The organism is Bradyrhizobium algeriense (genome assembly GCF_036924595.1).
GTDB classification, from domain to species: Bacteria; Pseudomonadota; Alphaproteobacteria; order Rhizobiales; family Xanthobacteraceae; genus Bradyrhizobium; species Bradyrhizobium algeriense.
Genome location: NZ_JAZHRV010000001.1, coordinates 1,039,916 through 1,060,668, shown reverse-complemented (window position 1 = coordinate 1,060,668; position 20,753 = coordinate 1,039,916). Strand labels below are relative to the sequence as shown.

General features: G+C 64.0%; 16 protein-coding genes. 6 read left to right on the top strand and 10 right to left on the bottom strand.

From position 1 onward, the window contains the following. Positions 1-236 precede the first annotated feature (236 nt). Entirely contained in the window at positions 237-1,007 is a 771-nt protein-coding gene (locus V1286_RS05070; protein WP_334477986.1) for a L,D-transpeptidase, read from the top strand. Positions 1,008-1,052: 45 nt separating this feature from the next. Here the strand turns inward: V1286_RS05070 and V1286_RS05065 are convergent, their stop codons facing one another. The 3 genes from V1286_RS05065 to V1286_RS05055 form a co-directional block, all read right to left on the bottom strand. Further along, a complete protein-coding gene (locus tag V1286_RS05065; RefSeq protein WP_334477985.1) occupies positions 1,053-1,511 on the bottom strand; it encodes a DUF6691 family protein in 459 nt (152 codons plus the stop codon). Between the two features lie 3 nt (positions 1,512-1,514). Next, positions 1,515-1,940: a YeeE/YedE family protein gene (locus tag V1286_RS05060; protein WP_334477983.1), complete on the bottom strand. Its 426-nt coding sequence runs from the start codon at positions 1,938-1,940 to the stop codon at positions 1,515-1,517. 62 nt (positions 1,941-2,002) lie between these two features. After that, the gene (locus V1286_RS05055; RefSeq protein ID WP_334477982.1) at positions 2,003-4,288 is read right to left on the bottom strand and encodes a spermidine synthase; all 2,286 of its coding nucleotides are present in this window, start codon (positions 4,286-4,288) and stop codon (positions 2,003-2,005) included. Between the two features lie 168 nt (positions 4,289-4,456). Between V1286_RS05055 and V1286_RS05050 the strand changes: the two genes are divergently transcribed. Continuing rightward, positions 4,457-6,058, top strand: a complete 1,602-nt coding sequence (locus V1286_RS05050) for a phytoene desaturase family protein (RefSeq protein ID WP_334477980.1) — start codon at positions 4,457-4,459, stop codon at positions 6,056-6,058. Positions 6,059-6,387: 329 nt separating this feature from the next. Here the strand turns inward: V1286_RS05050 and V1286_RS05045 are convergent, their stop codons facing one another. After that, on the bottom strand, positions 6,388-6,549 hold the full coding sequence (locus V1286_RS05045; protein ID WP_334477978.1) for a Flp family type IVb pilin: 162 nt from the start codon (positions 6,547-6,549) through the stop codon (positions 6,388-6,390). A gap of 204 nt (positions 6,550-6,753) precedes the next feature. Between V1286_RS05045 and V1286_RS05040 the strand changes: the two genes are divergently transcribed. Beyond that, positions 6,754-7,644, top strand: a complete 891-nt coding sequence (locus V1286_RS05040; protein ID WP_334477976.1) for a 50S ribosomal protein L11 methyltransferase — start codon at positions 6,754-6,756, stop codon at positions 7,642-7,644. A 5-nt stretch (positions 7,645-7,649) separates the two neighbouring features. Here V1286_RS05040 and V1286_RS05035 read toward each other — a convergent pair whose 3' ends face one another. Beyond that, on the bottom strand, positions 7,650-7,838 hold the full coding sequence (locus V1286_RS05035) for a hypothetical protein (RefSeq protein ID WP_334477975.1): 189 nt from the start codon (positions 7,836-7,838) through the stop codon (positions 7,650-7,652). 185 nt (positions 7,839-8,023) lie between these two features. Between V1286_RS05035 and V1286_RS05030 the strand changes: the two genes are divergently transcribed. The 3 genes from V1286_RS05030 (at position 8,024) to V1286_RS05020 (ending at position 12,250) form a co-directional block, all read left to right on the top strand. Further along, positions 8,024-9,859 (top strand): aminopeptidase P family protein, encoded by a 1,836-nt coding sequence (locus tag V1286_RS05030; RefSeq protein ID WP_334477974.1) that lies wholly within the window; start codon positions 8,024-8,026, stop codon positions 9,857-9,859. A 362-nt stretch (positions 9,860-10,221) separates the two neighbouring features. Next, entirely contained in the window at positions 10,222-11,499 is a 1,278-nt protein-coding gene (locus V1286_RS05025) for a multidrug effflux MFS transporter (protein WP_334477972.1), read from the top strand. Position 11,500: 1 nt separating this feature from the next. Next, entirely contained in the window at positions 11,501-12,250 is a 750-nt protein-coding gene (locus V1286_RS05020; protein ID WP_334477971.1) for a WG repeat-containing protein, read from the top strand. A 219-nt stretch (positions 12,251-12,469) separates the two neighbouring features. On the opposite strand, the gene ligA is transcribed toward V1286_RS05020, so the two are convergent. The 5 genes from ligA to ftsZ form a co-directional block, all read right to left on the bottom strand. Then, on the bottom strand, positions 12,470-14,620 hold the full coding sequence (gene ligA / locus V1286_RS05015; protein ID WP_334477969.1) for an NAD-dependent DNA ligase LigA: 2,151 nt from the start codon (positions 14,618-14,620) through the stop codon (positions 12,470-12,472). A gap of 6 nt (positions 14,621-14,626) precedes the next feature. Continuing rightward, on the bottom strand, positions 14,627-16,312 hold the full coding sequence (recN, locus tag V1286_RS05010) for a DNA repair protein RecN (protein WP_334477967.1): 1,686 nt from the start codon (positions 16,310-16,312) through the stop codon (positions 14,627-14,629). 13 nt (positions 16,313-16,325) lie between these two features. Then, positions 16,326-17,207: an outer membrane protein assembly factor BamD gene (locus tag V1286_RS05005; RefSeq protein ID WP_334477965.1), complete on the bottom strand. Its 882-nt coding sequence runs from the start codon at positions 17,205-17,207 to the stop codon at positions 16,326-16,328. Between the two features lie 362 nt (positions 17,208-17,569). Next, positions 17,570-18,529 (bottom strand): UDP-3-O-acyl-N-acetylglucosamine deacetylase, encoded by a 960-nt coding sequence (gene lpxC / locus V1286_RS05000; protein WP_108515482.1) that lies wholly within the window; start codon positions 18,527-18,529, stop codon positions 17,570-17,572. 351 nt (positions 18,530-18,880) lie between these two features. After that, the gene (gene ftsZ / locus V1286_RS04995; RefSeq protein ID WP_334477963.1) at positions 18,881-20,698 is read right to left on the bottom strand and encodes a cell division protein FtsZ; all 1,818 of its coding nucleotides are present in this window, start codon (positions 20,696-20,698) and stop codon (positions 18,881-18,883) included. Positions 20,699-20,753 lie beyond the last annotated feature (55 nt).

The window sequence follows — 20,753 nt, the reverse complement described above, 5'->3', positions numbered from 1 at the left end:
AGCGGCCCCCGGATTTCGCTTCGCTCCATCCGGGCTACGGCACCTCCGTATCCTCCGCTCGCGAAAAAGTCAGCGCCACAGCCAGCCTGCGCCGTCCTGCCGCCTTGTTTGCGCCGCGGGCGGCGTTAACGATTGCGGCGCGGGCCACTGGAACCAGTGCCGGTTTCCGGGCATAGTCCATGCCGGGGGACGGAGAGCCGGCGTTTAGTACAGGGGCCTGGGAGGCCAAAGGTAAAATGCGTTCCTTCCTCATTGCTGTCGCCGCGCTGACGCTGTTTGCCGCGGGCACAGCCGAAGCCAAAGTCGCCATCACCGTCGACAAGGATAACCAGCAGATGACCGTCGCCGTCGACGGCGTCGAGCGTTATCGCTGGCCGGTATCGTCAGGCATTCCTTCCTACGAGACGCCGAACGGCAGCTTCCGCGCCTTCCGGATGGAAGAAGACCACTACTCCAAGGAATTCGACGACGCGCCGATGCCGCATTCGATCTTCTTCACGAAGATCGGCCATGCCATTCACGGCACCGATTCCGTCAACCGTCTCGGCAGCCCGGCCTCGCATGGCTGTGTGCGACTATCGCGCGAGAATGCCTTAAAGCTCTGGGATCTGGTGAAGCAAGAAGGTGTGCTCAATACCACGGTGACGTTGACCGGCTCCTCCCAGGTGGCGCTGGCGCGCAATCCGCGGCCGCGCGCCAACACGGCGGTCGCGCGTCGCGCCCCGCAACCGCAATATGAACAGCAATACGATTCAGCAGGCGATCCCGTCGTGATCACGCCGCCACAACAGCCGCAGGCGCGGGCCGACGATGGCTACATCTATCCCGCCGACGGCTCTTCGAATGAAGCGCGCTATCCTGCACCGGGCCGCCGCGTCTACGACACCCAAGCCTATCAGCAGCAGCAATATTACGGCAACCGCGGCTACGCGCCGGCGCCGCAGGGCTACTATTACCAGCCGCGGCAGTCTTATCAGCCGCGCGGGCTGTTCGGCTATCAGGATTAACTGGGCGAATTTTTCGCGGTCGCGGCATTATCCGTGGCCGCGATCCTAACCGTCCGTCGCGCTCGCCAGCGTGCGGTCGCGTTGCGCCGTCAGCCGCGCCTGTTGCCAGGCATCGTGCGCAATCATCCCGGCCGCCATCGCCGCGACGAAAACGATGATGCCGGGCGACAGGGTCGCAAGGCTTTCCAGCGCCGGTCCCGGGCACAGGCCGACAAGACCCCACCCGATTCCGAACAGTGCGGCGCCCGCCACCAGCGGCAAGTCGATCCCCGATTTGCCCGGCAGGAAGTATTGCCCGGCAAACCACGGCCGCGAATGGCGATTGGCCAGCATAAAGCCCGGCACCGATACCGCGAGCGCCGCGGCCATCACCACCGCGAGGCTCGGATCCCACGCGCCGAAGATATCCAGAAAGCCCAAAACCTTGGTCGGCTGCACCATGCCTGAAATCAGCAGGCCCGCGCCGAAGATCAGGCCGCACAACAGGGGAGCGATGATCCACATGGCTCAACCTCCCAACACATGGTGGGTGACCGCGACCGTAATGACCGCCGTCACCATGAAGACGACGGTGGCCGCGATGGAGCGCGGCGACAGCCGGGCTACTCCGCAAATGCCGTGGCCGGAGGTGCAGCCGCCGCCAAGCCGGGTGCCGAATCCGACCAGCAGTCCTGCTGCGATAATGACGGCCCAACTCGATGGCAATTTCGGCTGCGCCATGCCGTAACCAATCAGGCCGGCGAGGATGGGCGCGAGAATGAGCCCGGCGACGAAGACGATGCGCCAGCCCTTGTCCTCGCCGCGCAAATTCAACAGGCCACTGAAGATGCCACTGATGCCGGCGATCCGACCGGTCGACAACATCAGCAGGACAGCGGAAAGCCCGATCAGCACACCGCCGATCGCGGCCGATACGGGAGTGAAATCAGCCATGACGGATTTCCATTCGTTGGGCGCACTCAATCATAGGCGCGCTTTGCTCGATCGCAACCCGTCTATTCCTCACCATTCCTGAGCCGTCGCCATACCGCGCCCAGCACGTTGGAATAATCGTCGGTCCAGACCCGCTGGTGATCCTCCGCCTCGGTCAGCGTCCATTTATCCGACGACGCCAGCTTGCCGACGTCGGCCTCTTCGCGCGCCGAGACCACGACCGAGGTCGAGAAGATGTATTCATTGTCGCGACCGGAATCTTCGCTGTAGACCCAGCTCTTCAAGTCGTTGGCGTCGGCGATGCCGACGACGACGCTCGACAGTTCCAGATGCCGGTTGGAGACATGCATCACCACAGCCCCCTGCGGCGCCAGCTTGGACTTGTAGATTTCCATCGCCTCTTCGGTCGCCAGATGAATCGGGATCGCATCCGAGGAATAGGCGTCGACGATGATCAGATCGTAGACGCCATCGGGCTCGCGCGCGAAAGTCAGCCGCGCATCGCCGATCACGGGTTCGAGATTCGGCTCACAGACCTGGATGTAGGTGAAGTATTTCGGGTCGCGCGCGGTATCGACCATCGACTGGTCGATCTCAAAGAACTTCCAGTCCTCGCCGTGCTCCGAAGCACACACAAGCGTGCCGGAGCCGAGCCCGATCACCGCGACCCGCAGCGGCGCGCCCTTGCGCTCGCGGATCGCGGCGATCGCCTGACCGATGCCGCCGTCCTTGTGGTAGTAGGTGATCGGCTCCGGCTGGCCGGTGACCGGCGTGCCGTCGTCGTTCTTGAATTTCTCGGCGCCATGAATCGTGGTGCCGTGCATCAGCACGTGATACTGGCCGTTCGGCGTCACCACGATCTTGTGGACGCCGAAGAAGCTGCGCACGGTCTCCACCCGTCCTTCGTCGGAGGGGTAGGCGCGCAGCAGCACGAGCGCCACAGCGACGGTCGCAAATATCTTCCAGCGGTTGGCGTTGAGCGCAAGCGCCAACAGCGCCGAGAGCACGCCGACCGCGCCGATCACCCAGACCCTGTTGGTGTCGAGCCAAGTGAACAGTTTGCCGGTCGACCAGGTCGGTGCGATCAGCGCCACCGCCAACGCGGCGAGGAGCGGCCAGTACCAGTGGCTCCAGCGCGGTAACCGCTCGTTGCCGGTCGGACGGCACAGCGCAGCCAGCGCCAGCAGGATCGGATATTCCGCGACCCATGAGAATGTGAACGGCGCGATCAGGCCGGCGAACAATCCGCCGACCATGCCGCCGAACGACAGCGCGACATAGAAACCGGTGAGATACTTCGCCGCCGGACGGGTGCGCGCCAGTTCGCCGTGGCAAGCCATCGCGATGACGAAGAAGCACAGCTGATGCCCGCCGAGCGTCAGCAGCAGGTTCTGTTCGCCGCCAAACGCAAGCAGCACCACGACACCCGCAATTGCCAGCGGTTGCGCCAGCAGCATCCATTTATGAGGGAGCAATGGCCGCGACTGGAACACCAGCACCCATGTCAGGAGATAGAGCGACAGCGGCAGCACCCAAAGTAAGGGCGCAGCGGCGACGTCGGTGGAAATATGCGCGGTCACCGCAATCAGCAGCCCCGACGGTACGGCGGCGAGGAATATCCAGCGGGCGCGCAACATCCATGACGGCGCTGGCGCGTTGGCATCGTCGGCCGGCATGTTCAGCTCTGCCGCCTTCGCCGGCGAGCGCAGCAGCAGCACGCCACAGCTTGCAATCAGCACGATCAGCAGGCCATAGCCGCCGGTCCAGATCAGGTTTTGCGTGCGCAGCGTGAACATCGGCTCCAGCAGCACCGGATAGGACAACAGCGCCAGGAAGCTGCCGATATTCGAGGAAGCGTAGAGGAAGTACGGGTCGGGGCCGTTGGGGTGGCCGGTGCGGACGAACCAGGCCTGCAGCAGCGGATTGTTGGCCGCGAGCGCAAAGAACGGCAACCCGATCGACACCGCAAACAGGCCGAGCAGCCAAGGCGCATAGCCTGACATCGGCGGATCGCCCCATCCGCTCGAAATCGACAGCGGCAGCGTCAGCATCGCACAAGCGAGCAGCAGCAGATGGACCGCCACGGGAATCGTGCGGTTGCGGACCTGCATCAGAAAATGCGCATAGCCATAGCCGCCGAGAAGCAGCGACTGGAAGAACACCATCGCCACCGACCACACCGCCGGCGAGCCGCCGAGCCGCGGCAGCACCATCTTAGTGAATAATGGCTGCACCGAAAACAGCAGCAGCGCGCTGACGAAGATCGCGGCGGTGTAGACGACCAGGACCAGCCGGTTCCGGCTTTCGGAAGGCTGGTCCGCTGAAACGAACAGATCGGGAGAAGTCATCAAAACTCCGGCTGGAAACCGGCGGACGCCGGTGGCGGGACGCCCGGCAGGGCCGCCGGAGGGCCGCAATGGAGCATAGGGCGACACGGCGAGCAATGCGGGATAAGAAAGCATGGATAGGGCGCGCCGCGCCCATCCCGATCAAACCTTTTTGAAGCTGAAGCTGGCATGAACGAGACCGACGTTGTCATCATTGGGGCGGGGCATAACGGCCTCACCTGCGCCGCCTATCTCGCGATGGCCGGCCTTCGCGTAAAGGTGGTCGAGCGCCGCAAGGCGGTCGGCGGCGCCGCGGTGACCGAGGAATTCCACCCCGGCTTCCGCAACTCGGTGGCCGCCTACACTGTCAGCCTGCTCAACCCGCAGATCATGGCCGACCTGAAGCTCGCCGATCACGGCCTGCGCATCGTCGAGCGCCGTGCGCAAAATTTCCTGCCCGCGCCCGACGGTAGCTATCTCCTGACCGGCGAGGGCCGCACTACGCAATCGGTCGAGAAACTCAGCCAGCACGATGCGGCCGCTATTGATGCCTTCTCGCGCGAGCTGGAGGCCATCGCCGACGTGCTGCGGCAATTCGTGCTGCGCGCGCCGCCGAACATTGTCGAGGGATTTGGGATCGGCGCGATCCGCGAAGCCTTCAATGCGTTGGGCACCGCCGGCATCCTGCGCAAGCTTTCACTGGAGCAGCAGCGCAATCTGCTCGACCTGTTCACGCGCTCGGCCGGCGAGATGCTGGACGAGCGTTTCGAGAACGACCTGGTGAAGGCGCTGTTCGGCTTCGACGCCATCGTCGGCAATTACGCCAGCCCCTACGCCGCCGGCTCGGCCTACGTCATGCTGCACCATGCGTTCGGCGAGGTGAACGGCAAGAAGGGCGTGTGGGGCCACGCGATCGGCGGCATGGGCGCGATCACGCAAGCGATGGCGCGCGCGGCGCGCGGGCATGGCGCCGAAATCGAAACCGAGGCCGGCGTGCGCGAGGTGATCGTCGAAGGCGACCGCGCCGCGGGCGTCATCCTCGACAATGGCGAGACGATCCGCGCGAAATACGTCGTCTCCGGCGTCAATCCGAAATTGCTGTATACGCGGCTCGTGCCGTCGGGCGCGCTGGCGCCGGAATTCCTCGAACGGATCTCGCGCTGGCGCAACGCCTCCGGCACTTTTCGGATGAACGTCGCGTTGAGCGCCCTGCCCTCCTTCACCGCATTGCCGGGCGCCGGCGACCATCTCACCGCCGGCATCATCCTCGCGCCGAGCTTAGGCTACATGGATCGCGCCTGGCAGGATGCGCGCAGCTACGGCTGGAGCCGCGAGCCCGTGGTGGAAGTGCTGATCCCCTCGACACTCGACTCCTCGCTCGCGCCGGAAGGCCAACATGTCGCGAGCCTGTTCTGCCAGCATGTCGCACCGGAATTGCCGGACGGGAAATCATGGGACGACCATCGCGAGGAGGTCGCCGATCTCATGATCGCGACGGTGGATAAATTCGCGCCGGGCTTTGGGACAAGCGTGATCGGCCGCCAGATGCTGTCGCCGCTCGATCTTGAGCGGCAGTTCGGCCTGCTCGGCGGCGACATCTTCCATGGCGCCTTGACGCTCAATCAATTGTTCTCGGCGCGGCCGATGCTGGGCCATGCCGACTATCGCGGGCCGCTGAAGGGCCTCTACCATTGCGGCTCAGGCGCCCACCCCGGCGGCGGCGTCACCGGCGCCCCCGGCCACAACGCCGCGCGGACAATCCTGGGCGATCACCGCGCGCTATTTGGATAGGCTGAGAGCAAAGGCGCAACGCCAGCATGACGCTGCTCACGTCATCTTAACCAGCTCCCTCCCGCTCGCATTGGGCACTCGTGCGCGCGCCGGGTGTGGACAATGTGTGTAAGGCCGGCGGGCAACGACGGGAAAAGCCTGTGGACTAGTTGTCGAAAACTCGCCGCAGCGGCTGTGGAAGACACCATGTGCTTCCGCGAATAACCGGGTTGGCAACACTCCCGTTCGCCTGTGGATGGCCGGTGCAAATTACGCGCAGACCAATCCGCCCCAAAAAAAGGACCAGGCGCTTGGCGCGCCTGGTCCCCAGAATGCCCCACTGAGGGCGGTTATTTCAGCGACGTGCTGATGTCGTTGAAGTTGCTGCTGAGCTTGCTACCGACACCCTGCACGGCGGTAATGATTGCGATCGCAATCCCGGCTGCAATCAGGCCATACTCGATGGCGGTGGCTCCGGATTCGTCCCTAAGAAATGACCTAATGATCGACATTGGCTGGTTCCGACCTGGGTTTGTGTTCCTGGAACTGAGGATGCCTCTGCAGTTCCCGTCCGGGAACCCACGAAGATGAATCTAAGGTTGTCCTAATGGTAATGGTGCAGCTTTTCCGAGTAGTACGACATGAAATTTGCTCAAATTTGAATCAAGCGTCATTTCCTTCTCGTTCGCCTCGCTCCACTTTCTCCAGGTTCTTCAATGACTTCCATCGCCCCTACGCACCGCGTCAGCTTTGCCATCGGTGACGAGCACGCAGCCAAGAGCGTCGTCGATGCCCTGACCGAAGTTTTTTTTGAGGGCCAGGCCGCGATCGCCGCGTTCGAGCGGCCGGATGGCCGATGGGACGTCACGGTGCATTTCGCCGAGCCGCCCGATCAGCCGCTGGTGCGCGAACTCGTGGCCAATGCCGCAGGCGCTGATATCGCCGAGGGCATCGCCTTCGACACGGTCGAGGCCAAGGATTGGGTCAAGGCCAGCCTCGAAGACCTCGTTCCCGTGCCGGCCGGACGCTTCATCGTCCACGGCCAGCATGATCGCGAGCGGATCGCACCCAACAAGATCGGCATCGAAATCGAGGCGGCGCTGGCGTTCGGCACCGGCCACCACGGCACCACGCGCGGCTGCCTGCTGCTGCTCGACCATGTCCTGAAAGCCTGGCGTCCACGCCGCGTGCTCGATCTCGGCACTGGCACCGGCGTGCTGGCGATCGCCGCCGCCAAGGCGCTGCATGACAAGGTGCTGGCGAGCGATATCGATCCGCCCTCGGTGCAGGTCGCCCGCGAAAATGCGCGGCTGAACGTGTCAGGGCATCTGGTGCAGGCGATCCGTGCCACCGGCTTCGCGGCGCCGCAATTTGCTGATGCCGCGCCGTTCGACCTGGTGCTGGCGAATATTCTTGCCAATCCGTTGCGGCAACTGGCAGCGCCCATGACGCGACATCTGGCGCCATCGGCGCTGGTCATTCTGTCGGGCCTGCTAACGCCTCAGGCGCCCGCGGTCATCGCCGCCTACCGCGCCCGCGGGCTGGTGCCGGTGCGGCACCTTCGCATCGAGGGCTGGAGCAGCCTGTTGCTGCGCAAGGTGAATTGAAAACTCTACTCGGGTGTTTTGCGCGGGTTGCGGGCGATCACGCCCTTCTCTGCCTTCAACGTCCGTTTGACCCGCGCTTCAGCGAACCGGTCCAGCATTTGGACGATGACGCCGCGCTGTTTCTTGTTAGCCACCGGCGGAACCGGGCCGCGGTCGGCCGGCGGCGAAATCTTCTCAAACGTGAAAGCAGGCATGGTGTATCCCCTCTTCGTTGAGTTGAAACACTCCTCGGGCCTCCCGGTATCCTGAGCCGAACAGCACCGCAAAACCGTTCCATCCGACTAAAACGGACGGATATAATGAAGCACGGATTATGCCAAATTGTGGCCAGCCCCGCTGCATTGCGGACCGTTCCACCGAACCCTAAAGTGACAAGGCGATGTTCGAAGCCCATTTCCAGACATTCGAAGAACCCGAAGGCGGCGTGGCGCTGACCGCACGGCTGGCCCGCTTTCGCGAGGAGCTGGCACGGCGGAAGTTGACGGGATTCGTCATTCCCCGCGCCGATCAGCAGCAAAACGAGTATGTCGCAGCCTCCGAAGAGCGGCTGGCCTGGCTGAGCGGCTTCACCGGCTCGGCCGGCGTGGCGATCGTCCTGACGCGCGAGGCCGCCGTTTTCGTCGATGGCCGCTACACGCTGCAGGCCGCCAAGCAGGTCGACCGCAAGGCCTGGCACATCGAGCCACTGGCCGATCCGCCGCCGGAACACTGGCTGACCAAGCACCTTTCGGCCGGCGACCGCCTCGGTTTTGACCCGTGGCTGCACACTTCCGCGGCAGCCGAGCGTCTGGCCGCTGCCTGTACCAAGGCGGGCGCGGAGCTGATCGCGGTCGACAACAACCCGCTGGACCAAGTGTGGACCGAACGCCCGGCGCCGCCGCTCGGCCCCGTTTCCGTTCATGGCGTGCAGTTTTCCGGCGAGATCGAAGCCGAAAAACTCAGGCGGATCCGGCTTGAGATCAGCAAGCTCGGGGCCGAGGCGTTGGTTCTGTCTGATAGCCACGCGGTGGCCTGGACCTTCAACATCCGCGGCGCCGACGTCTCGCACACGCCGCTGCCTTTGTCCTACGCGCTGGTGCCGAAGGACGGCCGCCCCACCATCTTCATCGACCACCGCAAGCTTTCCAACCTGACGCGCGACCATCTCGAACAATCAGCCGACGTCCGGGATCCCGACGCGCTGGTGCCCGATTTGACCGAGCTCGCGCGCAGCGGCGCCGCGATCGCCCTCGACAGCGCCACGGCCGCCGATGCGCTCAGCCGCCTGATCGCGGGCGCCGGCGGAAAACCGGTGAGCGGCAACGATCCGGTGAGCCTGCTGAAGGCGGTGAAGAACAGCACCGAAATCGAGGGCACGCGGACCGCGCACCAGCGCGACGCGGTGGCGCTGACACGCTTTCTCGCCTGGATCGACCGCGAGGCGCCGTCCGGCGCGCTGACGGAGATCGACACCGTCGAGGCGCTGGAAACCTTTCGGCGCCAGACCTGCGCGCTGAAGGATGTTTCGTTTCCGACCATCGCCGGGACCGGGCCGAACGGCGCGATCGTGCATTACCGCGTCACCCGCAGGAGCAACCGGCGGATTTCGCCCGGCGATCTCCTGCTGATCGATTCCGGCGCGCAATATGAAGACGGCACCACCGACGTCACCCGCACGATCGCGATCGGCAATCCCACCGATGAAATGCGCGACCGCTTCACCCGCGTGCTGCGCGGACACATCGCGATCGCGCGCGCGATCTTTCCCGACGGCACCACCGGCGCGCAGATCGATTCCTTTGCGCGGCAATTTTTGTGGCAGGCCGGCCTCGATTTCGAGCACGGCACCGGCCATGGTGTCGGCAGCTATCTCTCGGTGCATGAAGGCCCGGCGCGGATTTCAAAACTCGGCACCACGCCGCTGAAGCGCGGCATGATCCTTTCCAACGAGCCCGGCTATTACAAGACCGACGCCTATGGCATCCGGATCGAGAACCTCGAACTCGTCATCGGCACCGACGTGCCAGGTGCCGACAAGCCGGTGAATGCCTTCGAGACGCTGACGCTGGCGCCGATCGACCGCCGCCTGATCGATGTGAACATGCTCAGCCCGACAGAGCTGAAATGGCTGAACGATTACCATGAGCGTGTCAATCGCGCGGTGCGCCCGCATCTCGACGACAACGCCACGAAGCTGTGGCTCGATGAGGCGACGGCGGCGATGCTGCCGCTTTAATCGTTGACTAAAGCCGTAGGATGGGTGGAGCGCAGCGATACCCATCAATGCCGGTGCGCGTGGTGAGACGATGGGTATCGCGGAGCCTGTCATCGGGCGCGCATTCGCGCGACCCGTTGGCTCCACCCATCCTACTTTCCACCAGTCGCCCCGGCGACGGCGGAGGATCCGGTACCCCTAGAGCGATACGGCGCGGGCGCCGGACACAAAAACCGCGAAAACAACCCCATGCAAAGTAGAATCCAGCGGCCCAGTCTCGTACCCGCCTCCCCAATTCAGCATGGCCGCATGCCAAAACGTCCCTGTTCGTGCTGAACCATCTGGTTAAAAGTCCAATCCAAGCAAAACAGGATCTGAACTGAATGCACGGCGTCGTGGGCAAGCCGCCCGACGCGGCGGCGAGCGCCGTCGCGACCTCCAAGATCATGCTGCTGATGCTGGTGGCGATGACCGGCGTCGCGCCGATCTCGCTCTATATGCTGGTGCCGGCGCTTCCCGTGCTGGCGACGACGTTCGGTGGTGACATTTCCGTCGCGCAGATGACGGTGTCGCTCTACATGGTCGGCATCGCCTGCTCGCAGCTCATCATGGGGCCGCTGTCGGACAAGTTCGGACGCCGCCCGGTGCTGCTCGCAGGCCTTGCCCTGATGGTGGCGGCGAGCGTTGGCTGCTCGCTGGCGCAGACACTGCCGCAACTGATTGCCGCGCGTTTCCTGCAGGCGCTGGGTGGCGCGACCGGCATGGTGGTGAGCCGCGCCATCATCCGCGACCTCTACAGCCGCGACCGCATCAGCTCCATGATCAGCCTCGTGATTGCCGTCATGATGATGGCGCAGATGCTCAGCGCGCTGGTCGGCGGCCTCCTGGAGACCGCGTTCGGCTGGCGCGCCATCTTCTATTTCATCACGGCGGCTTCGCTCAGCGTCGCGGTCCTGATCGCGCTGGCGCTGCCCGAGACGCGCGGCGAACGCAGCGAGAGCAGCAGCTTCCGCGGCGACGTCGGCAAGCTGATCCGCAACCGCGCCTTCATCGGCTATGTGCTGTGCCAGGTCCTGGCTTCCCAGATTATTTTCATGTTTGCCGGCGGCGGACCTTACATTGTGGTGACGCAGATGGGCCGAACCACGGCCGAATATGGCGCGTGGTTCGCGACGACGGGATTTGCCTATCTGATCGGCAATGTGTTCTGCGTCCGTTTCGCGCCGCGGCATTCGCTGGAGAAGCTGATCTGGTTCGGACTCGCGGTGCAATTCGGCGGCGCCCTCTTGAACCTCGTCTTGAGCATTGCTGGGATCAACCAGGCGCCGCTCTGGCTGTTCGGCACCCAGATGATCGTGATGGTCGCCAACGCCTTCGTGATGAACAACGCCGCGGCCGGCGCCATCAGCGCGCGTCCCGAGGCCGCCGGCACCGCCTCCGGAGCGATGGGCTTTCTGCAACAGGGCATCGGCGCGCTGGTCTCGCAATTCGGCGCCTATCTCGGCGGCCACTCCACAACCACGCTGCCGCTGACGGCGGCGATCTTCGCACTGTCGATCGCCTGCATCTCGGTGATGTTCTTCATCGTGCCGCGGCGAAGTGTCGTGGTCAGCGAGGAGCTGGTGAAGAAGGCGGAGGAGGAAGAATCGGGAATGTTGTGAGATGCGCGAAGTTGCCGCCCCCGTCATTGCGCGCGAAGCGAAGCAATCCACCTCGCCGCACAAGGGAAATCAATCCATACTTTGTTACGCCGCACTGGACTGCTTCGCTACGCTCGCAATGACGGTTGGAACGAACGCATGCATCATGCCTGATTTTCTCAAGATTCTTGCGCTGAGCGCCCTGCTCACACTCTCGTCAAAACCGGTCGTGGCAATGGATCAAGGCACGGTTGCGCCAGGCGTCTTCGATTGCTGGGAGCCGGAGCGCACGTTCAAGCAATGTGCGGCAACCGGCCCCGACGGGCGGCCGCGCTTGAAGCGATCCTATTTGGCTCGACTTCGATATGACCGTGATGGGCTGGCTTCGGTCTTGTTGTTCGGTGGGACTGACAAACGAAAAGCCCAATGGTTCTACATTCGACGTGGCGTCATCCCAGTGCCGGTTGAATCAATGGACAACGGCCCGGACTATTTCGAGGATGGTCTCGCGCGGTCGCGGGTCGGCGGCAAGATTGGATACATCGACCGCAAACTCAATCTCGTGATCCCGGCGAGGTATGACGGAGCCTATCCATTCAGGGATGGAGTTGCTGTTGTCTGCACGGCTTGCACTATTGAATATGACCGCACTGTCACTGAAGGCGAGCGTAGCTGGTACGTGGGCGGACAATGGGGACGCATCGACCGCAGGGGACGTGTGGTCTCGCCCTTCCGATCGTGGGAGAAATATCAGCAGCTCGAATTCAACTGACGGCTGAACACTTGTGAGGAATTGATCGAGCAGACGGAGGAGGAAGAGTCGGGATGCTGAGAGAGCAATCCACGACGTCAGCGCCTCATTGTCTGCTGTCATCGCCCGCGAAGGCGGGCGATCCAGTACGCCGCGGCTTCTCGATCTGCCACTTCCGCCTCTGGAATACTGGGTCACCCGCCTTCGCGGGTGACGACAACGGAATATGCGGCGCCCGCCTCACTCCCCGATCAGTTTCAGCCACTCATCCTCGGTCAGCACGGCAACGCCGTGTTTCTTCGCTTCGGCGAGCTTGGAACCGGCGCCCGGTCCCGCAACGACGTAATCCGTCTTCTTCGAGACTGAACCCGCTGCCTTGGCGCCCAGCCGTTCGGCCGTCGCCTTGGCTTCGTCGCGCGTCATCTTTTCCAGCGAGCCGGTGAACACCACGGTCTTGCCGGCGACGGCCGAATTGCTCTTGGGCTTTTCGGCGTCGATGATCTCGTTGAGCTCCTTGACCAGCCGCTCGACGATGCCGCGGTTATGGCTTTCGCCGAAATAGGCAGCGACGCTCTTGATTACGGTGTCGCCGATCTGGTCGATCGCATCCATCTCGGCGATGGTGTCCTCGTCACCCTTGGCGACCTTGAGGCAGGCATCGTGGAAGGCATCCCACGAGCCGTAGCCGCGCGCCAGCGCCAGCGCCGTGGTCTCGCCGACATGGCGCATGCCGAGCGCATAGATGAAGCGCTCCAACGAAATGCGGCGGCGGTTCTCGATCGCGGCGAACAGGTTGCGCACCGAAGTTTCGCCATAGCCCTCGATATCTTCGAGCTTCAGCTTCGCGTTGCGCTTTTGCAGCGTGAAGATGTCGGCTGGCTCCTTCACCCACCCCTCGTCGAAGAAGTACTGGAGCTGCTTCTCGCCGAGCCCGTCGATATCGAACGCCCGGCGCGACACGAACAGTTTAAGATGCTCGATCTTCTGGAACGGACAGGCGAACTCGCCGGTGCAGCGGGCGCGCGAGCCTTCCTCGCCGGTTGCCGTTTCCTCGCGCACGACGTCGGTGTGCAGCGGGCACGGGCATTTCTTCGGGAAGTGAAACTCCTTCGCGCCCTTCGGCCGCTTGTCGATCACGACGTCGACGACCTGCGGAATCACGTCGCCGGCGCGCTGGATCACGACGGTATCGCCAAGCCTGATGTCGCGCCCCTCGCGCAGCACTTCGCCCTTGTTGCCGATGCCCTTGATGTAATCCTCATTGTGCAGCGTGACGTTCTGCACGATGACGCCGCCGACGCCGACCGGCTCCAGCTTGCCGACCGGCGTGAACGATCCGGTGCGGCCGACCTGGATTTCGATGTCCTTGAGCACCGTCATGGCGCGCTCGGCCGGGAATTTGTGCGCAATGGCCCAGCGCGGCGTGCGCGAGACGAAGCCGAGCCGCTCCTGCCAGTCGATCCGGTCAATCTTGTAGACGACCCCGTCGATGTCGTAATCGAGCTCGGCGCGCTGCTCCTCGATCTTGCGATGGAATGCGATCAGATGCTCGACGGAGTGGCAGAGCTTCGTCAGCGGGTTGGTCTTGAAGCCGCAGCGCTCGAACCAGTGGATCATGCCGGTTTGCGTGCCCTCCGGCATCGCGCTCATCTGACCCCAGGAATAGGCGAAGAAGCCGAGCGGCCGCGACGCGGTGATGGAAGGGTCCTTCTGGCGCAGCGAGCCCGCGGCGGAATTTCGCGGGTTGGCGAAGATGGTATCGCCCGCGGCCTTCTGGCGTTCGTTCAGCGCGAGAAAGGCCTTCTTGGTCATGTAGACCTCGCCGCGCACCTCGCAGACATCCGGGACGTTGCGTCCTTTCAGCCTCTCGGGCACATCTTCGAGCGTGCGGATATTGGCGGTGACATCCTCGCCTTCGGCGCCGTCGCCGCGGGTGGCGGCGGTGACGAGTTCACCGCCCTCATAGCGCAGCGACATCGAGAGACCATCGATCTTCGGCTCGGCGGAGAAATTGATCTTGTCGTCACTGAGCTTGAGAAAGCGCTCGATTCGGCCGACGAAGTCGAGCACGTCCTGTTCGGCGAACGCGTTGTCGAGCGACAGCATCGGCACCGCATGGCGAACTTTTTTGAAACGCCCCGATGGCGCCGCGCCGACCTTCTGCGACGGCGATTCCGCCGTGACGAATTCGGGAAACCGCTTCTCGATGGCATTGGAGCGCTGCCGCAGGGCGTCATATTCGGCGTCGCTGACGCTGGGAGCGTCCTCCTGATAATAGCGCTTGTCGTGCCCTTCGAGCTCCAGCGCGAGCCGCATGTGCTCGACCTTGGCCTGCGCCTTGGTGAGCTTGGCAACGTCGGTCAGGGTTTTTGTTTTTGCTGTCTTGGCCATGAAAGCCTAGCTCGCCGCGCGCAACAGCCGCTCCGCCGCCGCCCTCGCTTCCGCCGTGATCTCGGCGCCGGCCAGCATGCGGGCGATTTCCTCGCGGCGGTGGTCGGCGGCGAGCGCGTTGACGCGGGTGGCGACGCGCTTGCCCTTGTCGAGCGCATCCTTGGAAATGAGCAGGTGCGTGCTGGCCCGTGCGGCGACCTGCGGCGCATGCGTCACCGCCATCACCTGGACCTGGCCGGCCAGCCGCGAAAGCCGCGCGCCGATCGCGTCCGCCACCGCGCCGCCGACACCGGTATCGATTTCGTCGAACACCAGCGTGGGCGCCGAGCCGCGGTCGGACAGCACCACCTTGAGCGCCAGCAGGAACCGCGACAGCTCGCCGCCGGAGGCGACCTTCATCAGCGGCCCCGGTTTGGTCCCCGGATTGGTCTGCACCCAGAACTCGACCCGGTCGATGCCCTGCGGCCCCGGCGAATTCGCGTCGGTTTCGACCTGCGTCGTGAATTTTGCGCGCTCGAGTTTCAGCGGCGCGAGTTCGGCGTTAACCGCCTTGTTGAGCTTCTCGGCGGACTTATTGCGGGCAGCAGACAGCTTGGTCGCCGCCGCGCCGTAGCGCTGGTCGGCTTCATCAGCGGCGGCTTCCAGCTTCTTCAACTGATCCGCGCCGGCATCGATCAGTGCCACGTCGGCGACGAATTTGGCGGCAAGCGCCGCCAGCCCATCGACTGGCGTCGAATATTTGCGCGAGGCGGCACGAAGCGCAAACAGCCGCTCCTCGATGCGCTCCAGCTCGGCGGGATCGAAATCGGCCGCGACCAAGGCTGCGCTGAGATGCTGGTCGGCCTCTTCCAGCGCGTTGATCGCGATATCGATCGCCTTCACCGCCGGCTCGACCAGCGCGGGCGAATTGGCGGCGCGGCGTTCGAGACGGCGTACTGCGGCGGCCAGCGCCGGCACCGGCGAATGGGGGCCGCCGACCGCCTCCTGCGCCTCGCGCAGGTCGCTTGCGATCTTCTCGCCCTGCATCATGATGGTGCGGCGTCCGGCGAGCGCGGTCTCCTCGCCCTCCTTCGGCTTCAACGTCTTCAGCTCGTCGGCGGCGTGGCGCAGATAGTCCGCCTCGCGCGCGGCGCGTTCCATGCTGGCGCGATGCGCGTCGAGCGCTTGATTCGCAGTGCGCCGCGCCTCCCATAGCGTTTCCAGCGCCGCGACCTCTTTCTCCAGCCCGGCAAAGGCATCGAGCAACTGCCGGTGCGTCGAGGCGTCAACCAGCGCGCGCTCGTCATGCTGGCCATGGATCTCGACCAGGACAGCGCCGACCGCTTTCAGGGTCTGCACGCTGATCGACTGGTCGTTGATGAAGGCGCGGGTGCGGCCGTCGGCGAGCTGCACACGGCGCAGAATCATTTCGCAGGATTCTTCAGAACTCGCATCGTCGAGGCCGTTCTCGGACAGAATCTTTGCCGCCGGATGGTCCTTGGGGACGTCGAAAGTGGCCGTCACCTGGCCCTGCTCCGCGCCGTGGCGGACCAGGCCCGAATCGCCGCGGCCGCCAAGCGCCAGCGCGAAGGCATCGAGCAGGATGGATTTGCCCGCGCCGGTTTCACCGGTCAGCACCGCGAGGCCACGGGAGAATTCGATATCGAGCCGTTCGATCAGGACGATGTCACGGATCGACAGACGCGCCAGCATGCGAAGTAAATTCCTAGCCGAGACCCATCTTCTTGAAGGCCCTGGAAATATAGGAACCCTTGTTCTCGCTCGGCTCGAGACCGCCCGACTTTACAAGATTATAGGCGTCCTTGTACCACCGGCTGTCAGGAAAGTTGTGCCCAAGTACGGCCGCCGCCGTCTGCGCCTCGCCGACGATGCCGATCGCCATATAGGCCTCGGTGAGGCGGTAGAGCGCTTCCTCGACGTGGCGGGTGGTCTGATAGCGCGTGACCACGGTCTTGAAACGGTTGATCGCCGGAGTGAAGTCGCGCTTATCCAAATAATAGCGGCCGACATCCAATTCCTTGCCGGCGAGCTGGTCGCGCGCGCCTTCGAGCTTGGCCTTGGCGGAGTTGGCGTATTCCGAGGTCGGATATTTGCGAATCACCTCTTCCAGCGCCGCGATCGCTTTTTCGGTGCGGCCCTGGTCGCGGGAGATGTCCGGGATCTGGTCGTAATGCGAGGCCGCGATCAGATATTGCGCATAAGCCGCATCCGGGCTGCCGGGATGCAGCGTGACGTAACGGGTCGCAGCACCAATGCAGCTGTCGTAGTCGCCGGAATTGTAGAAGGAATAGGCCGACATCAGCAGCGATTTGCGCGCCCAGTCCGAATAGGGATGCTGGCGATCGACTTCCTCGAATTTCTTCGAGGCCGCCTTGTTATCCTTGCGCTGGTTCATCAGGTACAAGCCCTCATTGTAGAGCTTGTCCGCCGGTTCCTCGTTGAAGGTGTCGTCCTTGGCGGTGAACTTGTCCCAGAGCGCGCCGGTGCCGCATCCGCTTAAGGGAATGGTGAGCGCAATCAGGCCCGCCGCCAGCCGCAGCAACCGTAGTGATTTGCGTGGTTCAAGCGTCATACGCTGTGCCGACATTGAATCTGTGACCTGACGCCTTTGATGCGGTTGATGACTGGAGCCCGCCTGCCCATGAACCGCGGTCATGGAAGCCATATTTCCCGTGCCCAATGCGTAATTCCTCAGAGGCCCGTAGCGCTTGTCGTGCAACCGCGAGCCTCTGTAGCCGAAAAATGGTCCTCAACCAACCGAATACGCAGCCAATTCGCCCGGATTAAGGCGGCGGAACGGGCATCGTTACCAATTGTGGTTACTACGGAAAACGCGTCTGTGTACGGCACAAAAAGCCCGGCCTTTCGCAAGCCGAGGTCAGTGGATTTCACAAGCGAAAGTCAGGACATTTCGCAAAGCGAAAGTCAGGACATTTCGCAAAGCGAAAGTCAGGACACATCCGGACCATAGGCTGGGGCGATCAAACCGCCCACCATGCCTGCGCCGGCCTCAACATGGCCGCGGGTACGGCGTGCCGGTTCGGCCTCGACCACCCGCCAGGCGCTGGGATCGGCCAACAGGGCCGTCAGTACGGCGTGGTTCAGCTTGTGGCCACCACGCACTGAGCGATAGGCGCCGAGCAGCGGCAAGCCGGCCAGGGTCAGATCGCCAACCGCGTCCAGCGCCTTGTGGCGGGCGCATTCATCGGAAAAGCGCAGGCCTTCGGTGTTGAGCAGACGGGCGTCGTCGAGCACCACTGTATTCTCAAACGAGGCGCCGCGCGCAAAACCGGCGCTCCAGAGCCGCGCGACATCGTTCATGAAGCCGAAGGTCCGGGCCCGGGAAACCTCGCGGCGGAAGCTTTCAGGATTGAGATCGAGCGAGAAATTCTGGCGGCCGATCACGGGATTGGCGAAGTCGATCTCGATCTCGACGCGGAACCCGCCTGCATGCGGCCGCAACTCGCCGAAGCTGTCGCCGATCGCAACCTGCACCGGCTTCAGCACCTGAATGAAGCGGCGGGAGGCCGACTGGGTGACAATGCCGGCCTGATCGATGGCGGCGACGAAGGCCGCCGCGCTGCCGTCCATGATCGGAACTTCGGGACCGTCGACTTCGATGATGGCGTTGTCGACGCCCATGCCGCGCAAGGCAGCGAGGACATGTTCCGCAGTGGAAACCAGCGGGCCTTCGCGGTCGCCGAGAACGGTTGCAAGATCGGTGGCGGTTACGGATTCGGCGATGGCGGGAACTTCGCGGTCGGCCTCATCAAGGCCGGTGCGGACAAAAATAAAACCCGCATCCACAGGAGCAGGTCCAAGCGTCAGGCTGACAGGTAAACCGGAATGAACGCCAACGCCCGTTACGGTGGCTTGCGACCGAAGCGTGGTTTGCCGGCTGAATTTCATCGATAACTGCCCACTACCCTGACTTAACCCAAAGACGGGAACCGCGCGTAAGTGGCGATTCGCGTTCTAGGCATCCCCAAGTCACGGCAGACCATAACTATTTCCCAAAGCGCGCCAACTCACGCTTCTTTACGGATTGTTACCCTATCTCTGCCGCAATCGCGCCAAGGGTTAACCAAATTCCGGCACGGCCGAAGGCCGTTTCAGCCGCAATAGCTGATCACGGAATGAATAATTAATCATTTAAAATCAGTTGCTTGACCGACCAACCGCGCCTCGGTACCCAGCCAAAGAGAGGGCCCCGGCTGGGTCAGCCGGGGCCCCTTGGGTCGCCTTAATTGTTACAAAAGCTCAGTTGGCCTGGCGTCGGAGGAAGGCCGGGATATCAAGATGATCGTCGCCCTGTGGCGTTGAGGCAACAGGTGCCGGGCGGCCATGGACGTCCAAACCTTGCGGCGCCGGGCGTTTTGCGTACTCCGATACCGGTTCATGATTCGCCGCCATTTGCTGGGCGACGGTCCGCTGCGGCTTGCGATCGGGCAGCGGTGGCAGCGGGGCCATCGCTGGACCGGAGGCGCGGGCCGCGATCGGCGGCTCGGCCTCTTCGTCGCGGCGGCCGAGCCCGACATTGGCGAGCCGCTGCAACAGCGAGAGCTTGGACTTCTGCGGGTGCTCCTCCTCGGCTTCACCGCGGGCCTGCCGGATTTCGGCCTGCGCCGGCATCGGCAGATCCTCGAATTTCGGCATCCGCGGCGAGCGCGCCGGCGCTCGTTCGGCCGCCTGCGGGATGAAGGTTTCGGGGGTCGCAGGCTGCTCGGGCTCGATGCGGGCGGCCTCGTTATGATCCGGGAACAGGGTCGGCTTCTGCGCGATCGGGCGGACCGTGACATCGCCATAGGAAGCCGGCTGGATCGGAGCCTGTTGCGGCGTATCAACCGCAGCTGCGATCGCAGCAAGCGCTGCACGCTCGACATTGTTGGCCTGACGTTGCGCCGACGCGACGGCAGAGGCCTGCGCGGGAGCCGGAGCAATCGCCTGCGGCGCGGGCGCCGGCTCGAGCTTCTGGGCGCGTTCGGCCAGCCGCGCATTGTCGGCGCGGAGGCGAGCGGTCAGTTCGGCCAGACGGTTGTCGGGCGAGGACGTGGCGCCGGCAGTGGCAGTGGTCGCGGCCGCCGGGGCGGCGGCGGCATTGCGCGCGATCTGCGCCTGCTCGATGCCGGTGGCGACGACGGAGACGCGGATGATGCCGTCGAGCGTCTCGTCGAAGGTGGCGCCGACGATGATGTTGGCGTCCTGGTCGACTTCCTCGCGAATCCGGGTGGCGGCTTCGTCGACTTCGAACAGGGTGAGGTCCTTGCCGCCGGTGATCGAGATCAGCAGGCCGCGGGCCCCCTTCATCGATGAGTCGTCGATCAGCGGGTTGGCGATCGCAGCTTCGGCCGCGGTCAGCGCGCGCTTCTCGCCGGTGGCTTCGCCGGTGCCCATCATCGCCTTGCCCATCTCCTTCATCACCGCCCTCACGTCGGCGAAGTCGAGGTTGATCAGGCCTTCCTTGACCATCAGGTCGGTGATGCAGGCAACGCCCGAATAGAGCACCTGATCGGCCATCGCGAAGGCGTCGGCGAAGGTGGTCTTTTCGTTGGCGACCCGGAACAGGTTCTGGTTCGGGATGATCAAGAGCGTATCGACCACCTTGTGCAGTTCGGCGATGCCGGACTCGGCGGTGCGCATGCGGCGCATGCCTTCGAAGTGGAACGGCTTGGTCACCACGCCGACGGTGAGGATGCCCATTTCGCGCGCGGTCTTGGCGATGACGGGGGCTGCGCCGGTGCCGGTGCCGCCGCCCATGCCGGCGGTGACGAACACCATGTTGGCGCCCGAGAGGTGGTCGCGAAGTTCGTCGATGACTTCCTGCGCCGCCGCCGCGCCGACATCAGGCTGGGACCCCGCGCCGAGGCCCTGCGTCACCTGTGTGCCCATCTGCACGATGCGCTGCGCCTTCGACATGGTCAGCGCCTGCGCGTCGGTGTTGGCGACGACGAAATCGACGCCCTGCAACCCGGCAGTGATCATGTTATTGACGGCATTGCCGCCTGCTCCACCGACGCCGAAGACGGTAATCCGCGGTTTCAGCTCGCTGATGTCAGGGGGGGTCAGATTGAGTGCCATGGTTGCCTCTCTTACGACGCGCGCTTTGGTTCGCCCCGGCCGGCGGCCGCGGCAT

Bases quoted from the DNA above. Each gene is read 5' to 3' on its own strand.
- ligA (WP_334477969.1), bottom strand. From the start codon at position 14,620: ATGGCCAAGACAGCAAAAACAAAAACCCTGACCGACGTTGCCAAGCTC.
- V1286_RS05045 (WP_334477978.1), bottom strand. From the start codon at position 6,549: ATGTCGATCATTAGGTCATTTCTTAGGGACGAATCCGGAGCCACCGCC.
- recN (WP_334477967.1), bottom strand. From the start codon at position 16,312: ATGCTGGCGCGTCTGTCGATCCGTGACATCGTCCTGATCGAACGGCTC.
- V1286_RS05040 (WP_334477976.1), top strand. From the start codon at position 6,754: ATGACTTCCATCGCCCCTACGCACCGCGTCAGCTTTGCCATCGGTGAC.
- V1286_RS05020 (WP_334477971.1), top strand. From the start codon at position 11,501: ATGCGCGAAGTTGCCGCCCCCGTCATTGCGCGCGAAGCGAAGCAATCC.
- V1286_RS05060 (WP_334477983.1), bottom strand. From the start codon at position 1,940: ATGGCTGATTTCACTCCCGTATCGGCCGCGATCGGCGGTGTGCTGATC.
- V1286_RS05065 (WP_334477985.1), bottom strand. From the start codon at position 1,511: ATGTGGATCATCGCTCCCCTGTTGTGCGGCCTGATCTTCGGCGCGGGC.
- V1286_RS05005 (WP_334477965.1), bottom strand. From the start codon at position 17,207: ATGTCGGCACAGCGTATGACGCTTGAACCACGCAAATCACTACGGTTG.
- V1286_RS05035 (WP_334477975.1), bottom strand. From the start codon at position 7,838: ATGCCTGCTTTCACGTTTGAGAAGATTTCGCCGCCGGCCGACCGCGGC.
- V1286_RS05030 (WP_334477974.1), top strand. From the start codon at position 8,024: ATGTTCGAAGCCCATTTCCAGACATTCGAAGAACCCGAAGGCGGCGTG.
- V1286_RS05050 (WP_334477980.1), top strand. From the start codon at position 4,457: ATGAACGAGACCGACGTTGTCATCATTGGGGCGGGGCATAACGGCCTC.
- V1286_RS05055 (WP_334477982.1), bottom strand. From the start codon at position 4,288: ATGACTTCTCCCGATCTGTTCGTTTCAGCGGACCAGCCTTCCGAAAGC.
- V1286_RS05070 (WP_334477986.1), top strand. From the start codon at position 237: ATGCGTTCCTTCCTCATTGCTGTCGCCGCGCTGACGCTGTTTGCCGCG.
- lpxC (WP_108515482.1), bottom strand. From the start codon at position 18,529: ATGAAATTCAGCCGGCAAACCACGCTTCGGTCGCAAGCCACCGTAACG.
- ftsZ (WP_334477963.1), bottom strand. From the start codon at position 20,698: ATGGCACTCAATCTGACCCCCCCTGACATCAGCGAGCTGAAACCGCGG.
- V1286_RS05025 (WP_334477972.1), top strand. From the start codon at position 10,222: ATGCACGGCGTCGTGGGCAAGCCGCCCGACGCGGCGGCGAGCGCCGTC.